Annotated in this window: 11 protein-coding genes; 8 read left to right on the top strand and 3 right to left on the bottom strand. The window is 75.4% G+C overall.

The features are described 5' to 3' along the window. Nucleotides 1-28 precede the first annotated feature (28 nt). Together ACWEMJ_RS32505 and ACWEMJ_RS32510 are read right to left on the bottom strand one after the other, a co-directional pair. The gene (locus ACWEMJ_RS32505) at nt 29-1,126 is read right to left on the bottom strand and encodes a baeRF3 domain-containing protein (RefSeq protein ID WP_452140736.1); all 1,098 of its coding nucleotides are present in this window, start codon (nt 1,124-1,126) and stop codon (nt 29-31) included. A 151-nt stretch (nt 1,127-1,277) separates the two neighbouring features. Next, complete coding sequence (locus ACWEMJ_RS32510; RefSeq protein WP_452140737.1) at nt 1,278-1,736, bottom strand: ribosomal maturation YjgA family protein; 459 nt, start codon at nt 1,734-1,736, stop codon at nt 1,278-1,280. Between the two features lie 63 nt (nt 1,737-1,799). Here ACWEMJ_RS32510 and ACWEMJ_RS32515 point away from each other — a divergent pair, with 63 nt between their 5' ends. After that, nucleotides 1,800-2,321 carry a 2'-5' RNA ligase family protein gene (locus ACWEMJ_RS32515; RefSeq protein ID WP_452140738.1) on the top strand — a complete coding sequence of 174 codons (522 nt, stop codon included), beginning with the start codon at nt 1,800-1,802 and terminating at the stop codon, nt 2,319-2,321. A gap of 139 nt (nt 2,322-2,460) precedes the next feature. Further along, a complete protein-coding gene (locus ACWEMJ_RS32520; RefSeq protein WP_452140739.1) occupies nt 2,461-3,237 on the top strand; it encodes a methyltransferase domain-containing protein in 777 nt (258 codons plus the stop codon). A gap of 7 nt (nt 3,238-3,244) precedes the next feature. Here ACWEMJ_RS32520 and ACWEMJ_RS32525 read toward each other — a convergent pair whose 3' ends face one another. Beyond that, nucleotides 3,245-3,646, bottom strand: a complete 402-nt coding sequence (locus ACWEMJ_RS32525; RefSeq protein ID WP_452140740.1) for a pyridoxamine 5'-phosphate oxidase family protein — start codon at nt 3,644-3,646, stop codon at nt 3,245-3,247. 135 nt (nt 3,647-3,781) lie between these two features. Here ACWEMJ_RS32525 and ACWEMJ_RS32530 point away from each other — a divergent pair, with 135 nt between their 5' ends. The 6 genes from ACWEMJ_RS32530 to ACWEMJ_RS32555 all read left to right on the top strand — a co-directional run bounded on the left by ACWEMJ_RS32530 (nt 3,782) and on the right by ACWEMJ_RS32555 (nt 9,169). Beyond that, nucleotides 3,782-5,233 carry a DUF2252 domain-containing protein gene (locus ACWEMJ_RS32530; RefSeq protein WP_452140741.1) on the top strand — a complete coding sequence of 484 codons (1,452 nt, stop codon included), beginning with the start codon at nt 3,782-3,784 and terminating at the stop codon, nt 5,231-5,233. An 88-nt stretch (nt 5,234-5,321) separates the two neighbouring features. Further along, on the top strand, nt 5,322-5,828 hold the full coding sequence (locus ACWEMJ_RS32535; RefSeq protein WP_452140742.1) for a GNAT family N-acetyltransferase: 507 nt from the start codon (nt 5,322-5,324) through the stop codon (nt 5,826-5,828). A 435-nt stretch (nt 5,829-6,263) separates the two neighbouring features. Further along, nucleotides 6,264-7,061, top strand: a complete 798-nt coding sequence (locus ACWEMJ_RS32540) for an ATP-grasp domain-containing protein (protein WP_452140743.1) — start codon at nt 6,264-6,266, stop codon at nt 7,059-7,061. Between the two features lie 97 nt (nt 7,062-7,158). Next, a complete protein-coding gene (locus tag ACWEMJ_RS32545; protein WP_452140744.1) occupies nt 7,159-7,563 on the top strand; it encodes a RidA family protein in 405 nt (134 codons plus the stop codon). 155 nt (nt 7,564-7,718) lie between these two features. Then, nucleotides 7,719-8,939, top strand: coding sequence for a cytochrome P450 (locus ACWEMJ_RS32550; RefSeq protein ID WP_452140745.1), 1,221 nt, complete (start codon nt 7,719-7,721; stop codon nt 8,937-8,939). Beyond that, the gene (locus ACWEMJ_RS32555; RefSeq protein WP_452140746.1) at nt 8,936-9,169 is read left to right on the top strand and encodes a ferredoxin; all 234 of its coding nucleotides are present in this window, start codon (nt 8,936-8,938) and stop codon (nt 9,167-9,169) included. The genes ACWEMJ_RS32550 and ACWEMJ_RS32555 overlap by 4 nt, the downstream gene beginning before the upstream one ends. Nucleotides 9,170-9,267: the final 98 nt, after the last annotated feature.

Raw genomic sequence — 9,267 nt, forward strand, 5'->3', positions numbered from 1 at the left:
GCGGTGCGGGCCCCTCGACGTGCGGCGGTCAGTAGCGCAGGTCGGCGGCGATCCGGCCGGCGTCGGAGAGGGTGCCGTCGGGGACGAAGCTGACCTTGGCGCCGGTGTCGAGGGCGCGTTCGATGACCTCGTCGACGATGTCCTCGCGGGCGCCGGCCTCGTCGGCCTCGGCGGGCACCAGGTGGTCGCCGTCGTCGCGGACGGTGGCGCGGAAGTTCTCCTCGACCACCAGCAGCGCGATCCGGCCCTCGCCGGCGGTCTGCCACACCTCGTCGAGGCCGGCGGCGAAGGCGGAGCGGCCGCGGGCCTTGTCGAGCTGGGCGAGGGCGGCGGAGATCTCCTGGTCGGCGTGGGCCCGGACGGCGGGTTCGACCACGTGGCGGACGGTCTCGGCGTTGGCCTGGGCGAGGCCGCCGTGCGGGAGCTGCGCGGTGGATTCCTTGGCCATCGGGCCGACGGCGTCCAGCAGGGCCAGCGCGGGGGCGTCGCCGACCACGAACAGCGGGCGGGGGTCGGCGGCGAGCACCTTGGCGGTCTCGTTGTCGGCCTGCCGCAGGAAGGTCTTGGTCTCCTCGTCGCGGAAGGTGCTGGGGGTGTCGCCGATCTGCTCCTGGCGTTCGGGGTCGGGATTGTCGTACTCGCGGATCAGCGGGAAGCCGTAGGAGGTCTCCTCGGTGACGCGCTCCTGGGTGCCGCCCCAGAGCACCACCCGGTCGGCGGAGACGGCGAGCACCCAGAGCGGGCGTTCGGCGATCTGCGCGGAGACCAGGTTGCGGGTCAGGAAGGTGTCGGACAGGACCACTCGGGCGGGGGCGGTACGGCCGAGTGACCAGACCTGGTGCTCGCCCGGGGCGGCGAGGATCGCCAGGCCGTCCTCGGCGTGCACCAGGTCGACCTCGGTGAGGGCCTGGTCGAGCTGCCCGAGCACGTCGATCCGCACGGCGCGGTCGACCTTGGGGTCGTTCTGGACCCTCTCCTTCGCCTCGGCCACGAGGTTGCGCAGCCGGACCGGGTCCTGCGCGTTGTCCGGCTCGCGCCGGTGCGTGGGCATCAGGATCGACACCGCCGGGTACGGGCGCGGCCGGCGCAGCTCGGCGAGGACGGCGGGGCTGAGGGCGGGGTGCATGGAGACCCTTTCCGAAGGCGGTTCGGCCTTCTGTGCGTGGACGCGCGAAGCCTGATTCTGCTCCCGAATGTCCCAAATGTACCCATCTGCCCTGCGGTGCGCCGGGCCGGGCACCCGCCCGACACGCCGTGCCCGGCCCCTCCCGCGCCCGCTACCTGCCGCGCCCGGCCGCCGCCCGGCGCGGCGGGCGGCGGGCGACGCGGCGGGCGGCGAGGTGGGCGGCGGTGGCGGCCAGTGCGCCGAGGGTGTAGCCGAGCAGGTCGGAGGCGTCGAAGGTGGTGCCGAGGGCGAGCCTGGCCGGTCGGCTGCGGGCGCCGAGCGTCTCGGGGACGCCGGTGAGCTGGAAGAGTTCGACGGCGAAGCTCGCGGCGAGTGCGGCGGCGCCGGCGGTCCGGGGCCGCAGCCGGGGTGCGGCGGCCATCAGCAGGGTGTGCAGCAGTGCGGTGTAGAGCGCCCCGCCGAGCAGGGCCCCGGCGGCGGGCGGCAGCAGGCCGGGGCCGGTCAGGCCGAGCGCGAGGACGGCCGTGGCGGCGAGCAGCCAGCCGATCCGCTTCTGATGGTTCGTCAGCTCTCGGGCGGGAGTGGGCCGGTGCGGCTCGATGGTGCGCATCCGCACAGCCCATCACACGGGTCGGTGGCGGGTGCGGCCGGGTGCGGCCCTACGGTGGGGGGCATGCGGACCATCGAGTTGACCTGTGCCCCCGCGCTGGACGGGGCGGTGCGGACGGTGTGGCGGCGGTTGGCCGACGGCGGGGTGGACTCGCTGGCGGACAATCCGCATCCGGCGCACCGTCCGCACCTGACGCTGGCGGCGTGCGGGTCGATCGCCCCGGAGCGGCTCGCGGAGCTGGGTGAACTGCTGGCCGGGGCGCTGCCGTTGGAGGTGCGGTTCAGCGGGCTGCTGTCCTTCGCGGCGCGCAGTCGGCGGCGGGTGCTGTCCTGGGGCGTGGTGCCGGGTCTGGCGCTGGTGGAGCTGCACCGCGAGGTGTGGCGGCTGCTTTCGGACGCGCCGGATCCCCATCCGCTGTACCTGCCGGGCCGTTGGATGCCGCACCTGGGCCTGACCCGCCGCGTCGAGCCGGACGGCCTCGCGCTGGCGCACGAACTGCTGGGCCGGCACCCGGACTTGACGGGAACCTTCGACGCGGCGCGGACGTTCGACTCGGAGTCCCAGCTGACCGTCCCGCTGCCGTAGGGGCTCCGACGGCCCGGGTGCGGGGGGTCGAAAACGCGCCGCCGCTCCCCCGTCGAACGCCCCGGACTCCCCGGCGTACGCCCCTTGTCCTGGTGAAAGACGCTTCCCTGGGGCGGCCGGGTTTGATTGACTTCCGGTCATGACCTCCCCTGTGTTCGAGACCGTGCCGCCCGACCCGATCGCCTACCTGGATCGGCTGGCCGTCTCGGACTTGGGTCTCGACTACAAGGCGACGATGCTCAGGGCGCTGGGCGCCGAGCGCGGTCACACCGTGGTGGACCTGGGGTGCGGCCCGGCCACCGATCTGGCGGTGCTGGCGGGCCTGGTCGGCGCGGAGGGCACCGTGTACGGGGTGGACCACGACCGGGAGGCGGCGGACGCGGCCACCGATCGGACGGCGCACCTGTTCCAGGTCTCGGTGCGGCTGGCCGACGTGCACGATCTGCCGTTGCCGGACGCGAGTTGCGACCGGGCGCGCACCGACCGGGTGCTGCAGCACGTGGCGGATCCGGCGCTGGCGCTGCGCGAGGCGCGGCGGGTGCTGCGGCCGGGCGGCCTGCTGGTGCTGGGCGAGCCGGACTGGGGCACGCTGACGATCGACCACCCGGAGCCGGCGCTGACCGCCGCCTACACCCGGTACGTCACCGACCACGCGGTGCGCAACGCCCGGATCGGCAGCCAGCTGCCGCGACTGGCCGCCGAGGCCGGGTTCGAGGTGGTGGACGTGCATCCGCTGACGCCGGTCTTCCGCGAGGTGGCGGCCGCCGACCGGGTGCTCGGCCTGCAGCGGGTCACCCGCCGGGCCGTGGCGGCCGGCTACCTCTCGGCGGCCGAGTCCGAGCGCTGGCTCGACCACCTGGCCACCGGCCCGTTCCTGGCGACCGTCACCTTCCACGTGGTCACGGCCCGGGCGTAGCGCCGTCTCAGGCGCGGCCGAGGGCGCGGTCCACGGTGATCTCGATGACCACCCGCTCGGGGTTCTCGCGCGGCTGCCGGTAGCGCTCGGCGTAGCGGCGTTCGGCGTCGGCGACCGATTCGGCGTCCTGGCGGATCACGGCGCGGCCTTCCAGGGTGGCCCAACGGGCCCGGTCGACCTGGCAGATGGCGACCCGCTGTCCGTCCTCGCCGGCGGCCAGCACGTTGCGGACCTTGCGGCTCTCGCGGCTGCTGATCACCCGGGCGATCCCGGCCTCGGGGTCGAAGGTCGCGCCGACCGGGACGACGTGCGGGCTGCCGTCGGGGCGCAGCGTGGTGAGGGTGCACAGCTGGTACTCGCGCCAGAAGGCGAGGTAGGCCGGGTCGAGGTTGCGGATGTCGTGTGCCATGTCGGCATGGTACGGCGGGCTGCCGGGCGGTTCGGGGGTGGACCCGCCCGGTGGGGTGCGCGGCCGGGCGGGTAGCGTCACCGCTGGTGGGGGCGGTCCCCGCCGGGTGTGGCGCGGTGTCGGAGGGAGTCCGGGGTGTCGGCGGTGGGGGTCTGGGAGGGCGGTCAACTTTCGCTTTCGGCGCGGGAGTTCGCGGTGGACGGGTTCGCCGCCGGGGTGCCTGCCGGGTCGGCGGAGGAGGGTCCGAAGCGGCGCGGGAAGGCGCTGCGGGAGCGGGTGCCGTTGGAGTCGCACGCGGGGCTGGTGCGTGCGGCGGCGCGGCCGGGGGTGGCGGAGGCGGTGGAGTCGGCGAACGCGGGCCGGCTGCCGGAGCTGGTGCCGCTGCGGGTGGGGCGGATGGCGGCCTCGCCTTTCGCGTTCCTGCGCGGTTCGGCCGGTCTGATGGCCCACGATCTGGCGACCACGCCGGTGAGCGGCGTGGTGGCGCAGCTGTGCGGGGATGCGCACGCGGCCAACTTCGGTCTGTACGGGGACGCCAGGGGCCGGCTGGCGCTGGACCTGAACGACTTCGACGAGACGGTCGCCGGGCCGTGGGAGTGGGATCTGAAGCGGCTGGTGGCGAGCCTGGTGCTGGCGGGCCGGCAGCTGGGCGCGGACGAACTCGCCTGCCGTCAGGCGGCGTTCGACGCGGCGGCGACGTACCGGCGGACGGTGCGGCGGCTGGCGAAGCTGCCGGCGCTGGACGCGTGGAACGCCTGGGACGCCATCGCGGAGCACCAGTTGGTGGAGTTCGCGGGTGCGCACGAGCTGAGCGAGGTGCTGGCGGCGGTGTCGGCGAAGGCGCTGCGCAACACCGGCGCGAAGTTCGCGTCCCGCTCCACCGTCCGTACCGACGACGGGGGTTGGCGGTTCGCGCCCGCGCCGCCGATCCTGAGCGGGGTGACGGATCGTCAGGCCTTCGATGTGGCAGGCTCGTTGGCCTCGTACCGGCAGACGGTGCCGGTGGAGCTGCATCCGCTGCTGGCCCGGTTCCGGGTGCGGGACGTGGCGTTCCGGGTGGTGGGCACGGGCAGTGTCGGCACCCGTTCGTACGTGGTGCTGCTGACCGACCGCCGGGAGGAGCCGCTGGTGCTGCAGGTGAAGGAGGCCCGGCCGTCGGTGCTGCTGCCGCACCTGGTGCGGGCCGGGTTCCCGGTGCCGGCGGAGGGCGGGCACGAGGGGCGCCGGGTGGTGCTCGGGCAGAAGCGCATGCAGGTGGTGTCGGATCCGCTGATGGGTTGGACCACGGTCGAGGGACTCCCGTACCAGGTGCGGCAGTTCCGCAACCGCAAGGGCAGCGTCGACCCGGCGGCCCTCACTCCCTCGCAGCTCGACGACTACGGCCGCCTCACCGGCGCGCTGCTCGCCCGGGCGCACGCCCACACCGCCGACGCGGCGCTGCTGGCCGGCTACTGCGGGAAGGACGAGCGGCTGGAGGAGGCGCTGGCGGCCTTCGCCGTCGCCTACGCGGACCGGTCCGAGGCCGACCACGCGGCGCTGCTGACGGCGATCCGCACCGGCCGCCTGCCGTCCGAGCCCGCTGCCTGACGGCGGATCCGCGTCCCGGGGCGCCCGGGATTCGCGTGCCGGGCGCCCGGATTCGGGCGCCCGGTGCGGGGCGGGGCACAATGGGGGCATGCGGGTACGAACGGTGCGGGTCGAGGAACTGTCGGTGCTTCAGGAGATCGAGCGGGCCGCCGGCCGCTGGTTCCACGAGGTGGGGATGCCGGAGATCGCGGAGGACGAGCCGCTGCCGGTCGAGGAGTTGGCGCGGTACGCCGAGGCCGGCCTGGCGTGGGTGGCGGTGGACGGGGCGGACCGCCCGGTGGCGTACCTGATCGCGGAGCGGGTGGACGACGCGCTGCACGTGGAGCAGGTGTCGGTGCATCCGGATGCGGCGCGCCGGGGCGTCGGGCGGGAGCTGCTGGAGCACGCGGCGCGGGTGGCGGCGGAACTGGGCCTGCCCGCGGTGACGTTGACGACGTTCGCCGAGGTGCCGTGGAACGCGCCGTACTACGAGCGCTGCGGGTTCCGGCCGGTACCGGCGGAGCAGTGGGGCCCGGGGTTGCGGGAGGTGCGGGCGCACGAGGCGGCGCTCGGTCTGGACCGCTGGCCGCGGCTGGCGATGCGCCGTACGCTCTGACCGACCCGGCGGTCGACCCGGCTTCCGGTGGTTTTGGGACTGCCCCGAGGCGGCGGGGCCGATGGACGCGGGAGGGACTGATCATGGTCACTGGCGGATCGGCACGGCTGCCGGCGGGCACCACGGGTGGGGCTTCGCCGGAGCCTTGGGCGGAGGCCGACGGATTCCCGCCGGGCCGGGCCGTCGTGGCGTGTTCGCCGGGTGAGGACGTCCGGTGGCCGGGCGTCCCGCGGCCGCACGAGCCGTTCGACGCCGGTCGGCGGCCGGATTCGGTCATGCCGTGGCCGTACGCCGGCTGCTGCCGGCCGGCGGAGGCGGCACCGGACGCGGAGGGCTGGGACTGCCCGCAGGGGCGGCTGCCCGCCTGCTGATCCCGGGCCGGTCGGGTGGAAAACCGCTGGCCGGACGGCCGATCGGCCCGCCATGATCGTCTTCATGACCGCACACTCCCCGACCCTGCTGCTCGCGCCCCGGATCAACGAGACCGGCCTGCAGCTGCGCACGGCCGCCGGCCGGCGCGGCATGCGGGCGTTCACGGCCTCCTCCTGGCGCGCCCCGCAGGAGCTGATGGACAGTCAGGTCCATCTGTACGGCGGCCCGTTGTTCGCGGACGCGGTCGGCGGGGCGCTCGGGCTGGGCCTGCTGGAGCCCTCGTCCGGCTGGCTGGCCGCGCTGCCGCGTGAACTGACCGGCCGCGCGGTGGAGTTGACCACTCTGGGGGCGGCCCGGGGGCTGGCCGGGCCGGCCTTCGTGAAGGCCCCGGCGGACAAGCTCTTCGCGGCCCGGGTGTACGCCGACGGCGGCGCGCTGCCGGGCCCGGAGCTGCTCGACGCGGACGTGCCGGTGCTGGTCAGCGAGGTGGTGCGGTTCGCCGTCGAGTACCGGCTGTTCGTGCTGGACGGCGCCGTCCGGGCCGCCTCCCGGTACGCCCGTGACGGCGAACTGTCCGTCGGCGCACCGGAGTCGGACGGGCCGGAGCTGGCGGCGTTCGCCGCCGAGGTGCTGGCGGCCTCGGCGCAGTGCGCGCCGCTGCCGAGCGCGGCGGTGGTCGATGTCGGCCGCACGCCGGGCGGTTGGGCGGTGGTGGAGGCCAACGCGGCCTGGGCGAGCGGCGGTTACGCGTGCGACCCGGACGCGGTGCTGGACGTGGTGCTGCGGGCGGCCGGCCCGCTGCACCGACTCCCGCCCTCCGACCGGCCGTTCCTGCGCGAGCTGCCGCAGGTCGAGGGCTGAGGGCTCAAGACCGTGGGCTCGGGGCCGGGGCCGAGGGCTCGGGGCCGGGCGCGAATCGGGGTGCGCCGGGCGGCGGCGGTGCGGGAGGATGATCGTCATGAGCTCCTCCCACCTCACCCACATCTCCGCGCCGCCGGGCGTCGCCCCCGCCGCCCACTACACCCACGTGGTGACCGGCACCGGCCGGCTGGTCCAGGTCTCCGGGCAGGTCGCCCTCGACGAGCACGGCGAGGTGGTCGGCGTCGGCGATCCGGTCGCGCAGGCCCGCCAGGTGTTCGCCAACCTCGTCCGCTGCCTGGCGGCGGCCGGTGCGGGCTTCGCGGACGTGGTGAAGCTGACGATCTTCGTCACCGACATCGGGTACCTCCCGGCAGTCCGCGAGGCCCGCGAGGCGCACCTCGACCCCGCGCGGCTGCCCGCGAGTTCGGCGGTGCAGGTGGTGGCGCTGGTCCGGCCGGAGCTGCTGATCGAGATCGAGGCGCTGGCCCTCGTCCCCGCCTGACGGCCGCCCCGCACTCGAACGGATTTCCGCTCCCTGTCCACCCGTTGGGATTCCACGGGTGGCTGATTTCCGTCCTGCTGCGGGACGGGTGCGCCGCATACGGTCGGGAGTGGCTGCCGGGTGGCAGCCCGCAATCTCTCGCCAGGAGGACGGAATTGACCGCCGCCGCGCACCCCGAGGCGTCCGCCGCACAACCGCTGGTGCCCCTGCACTGCCTGCTGCGCGCCGAACCCGGCCCGCCGAGGCTCGCCGCGCTGCCGACCGGCACCCCGGTGTGGGTGCTGACCCGGCACGCGGACGTCCGGCAGGCGCTGGCGCACCCCGGCTTCGGCCGGGCCGCGCTGTACGCGCCGGACGCCCCGCCGCTGACCCTGACGCCGAACATCCTGGACGACCCGGCGTCCATGCTGAACAGTGACGGCCCCGACCACCAGCTGATCCGCCGCACCGTCCAGCGTGCCTTCACGCCCCGCGCCATCGAGCGCTGGCGTCCCTGGGTGGACGGCGTGGTCCGGGAGTTGGTGGACGAGCTGGTCGCCTCGGGCTCGCCCGCCGACGTGGTCGCGGCGCTCACCAAGCCGCTGCCGGTGCGGGTGATCAGCCGGCTGATGAAGCTGGAGAACCTGGACACCGACCGGCTCGGCCACTGGAGCGACCACGCGCTGTCCACCACCGCGTACACGGCGGAGGAGATCCGCACCGCCATCGGCGAGTTCAGCGAGTTCGGGTACAAGCTGGTGGTCGAGCGCCGCGCCAACCCCGGTGACGACCTGGTGAGTTCGCTCGTCCAGGCCGCCGACCAGACCGGCGGGGTCAGCGAGGCCCAGCTGACCTCGCTCACCATCGGCCTGGTGATCGCCGGCCACGAGACCACCATGACCAGCTTCGGCAACGCCCTGGTCTACCTGCTCGACCCGGCCGGCCAGGCCCCCGCCGGCGCGTGGCGGCGGATCGGCGAGGACCTGTCGGCGGCCACCGCCGCCACCGAGCAGATCCTGCGCACCGTCCCGCTCGGCGACATCCGGGAGGCGCCCGGGCAGCTGCGCCGCGCCGTCACGGACGTCGAGATCGGCGGGGTGACCATCCCCGAGGGCGCGATCATCGCCTGCGACAGCACCGCCGCCAACCTCGACCCCGACGTCTACCCGCCGGGCCCCGCCGACCTGTTCGCGCCGCTCGGCACCCCGTCGCTGACCTTCGGCGCCGGACCGCACCACTGCCTCGGCGCGTGGCTGGCCCGGATGGAGCTCGAACTCGGCCTGCACCACCTGGCCCGCGTCCTGCCCGAGCTGCGCCTGGCCGCGCCCGTCGAGGACATCGCCTGGCGCACCGGCCTGCTCACCCGCAGCCCGCTCGGCCTGGAGGTGGCCTGGTGAGCGCCGAGCCCGTCGCCGTGACGGTCGACCAGGCCCGCTGCATCGGCAGCGGTCTGTGCGCCCGCACCGCCCCCGACGCCCTCACGCTGGCCGCCAACGGCCGGGCCACGCCCGTCCGGCCGACGGCGGCACCGTCCGAGGAGCTCGTCGAGGCCGCCGAGATGTGCCCCGTCGAGGCGATCGCGGTCCGGCACGCCGGGACCGGGGAACTCCTGGCGCCGGTCTGGTAGTTCGCTAGCCCCCCGCCCCGGCCCGGACGAACAGTGGCTCCGGGCCGGGGCGGGGCGGCGGGGCGGTCGATCACGGCCCCCCGCGGGGCGGCAGCCGC

The organism is Kitasatospora sp. NPDC004531, assembly GCF_053602195.1.

Excerpts from the sequence above, each read along its gene's own strand:
- ACWEMJ_RS32505 (WP_452140736.1), bottom strand. The coding sequence starts at position 1,126 with ATGCACCCCGCCCTCAGCCCCGCCGTCCTCGCCGAGCTGCGCCGGCCG.
- ACWEMJ_RS32510 (WP_452140737.1), bottom strand. The coding sequence starts at position 1,736 with ATGCGCACCATCGAGCCGCACCGGCCCACTCCCGCCCGAGAGCTGACG.
- ACWEMJ_RS32515 (WP_452140738.1), top strand. The coding sequence starts at position 1,800 with ATGCGGACCATCGAGTTGACCTGTGCCCCCGCGCTGGACGGGGCGGTG.
- ACWEMJ_RS32520 (WP_452140739.1), top strand. The coding sequence starts at position 2,461 with ATGACCTCCCCTGTGTTCGAGACCGTGCCGCCCGACCCGATCGCCTAC.
- ACWEMJ_RS32525 (WP_452140740.1), bottom strand. The coding sequence starts at position 3,646 with ATGGCACACGACATCCGCAACCTCGACCCGGCCTACCTCGCCTTCTGG.
- ACWEMJ_RS32535 (WP_452140742.1), top strand. The coding sequence starts at position 5,322 with ATGCGGGTACGAACGGTGCGGGTCGAGGAACTGTCGGTGCTTCAGGAG.
- ACWEMJ_RS32540 (WP_452140743.1), top strand. The coding sequence starts at position 6,264 with ATGACCGCACACTCCCCGACCCTGCTGCTCGCGCCCCGGATCAACGAG.
- ACWEMJ_RS32545 (WP_452140744.1), top strand. The coding sequence starts at position 7,159 with ATGAGCTCCTCCCACCTCACCCACATCTCCGCGCCGCCGGGCGTCGCC.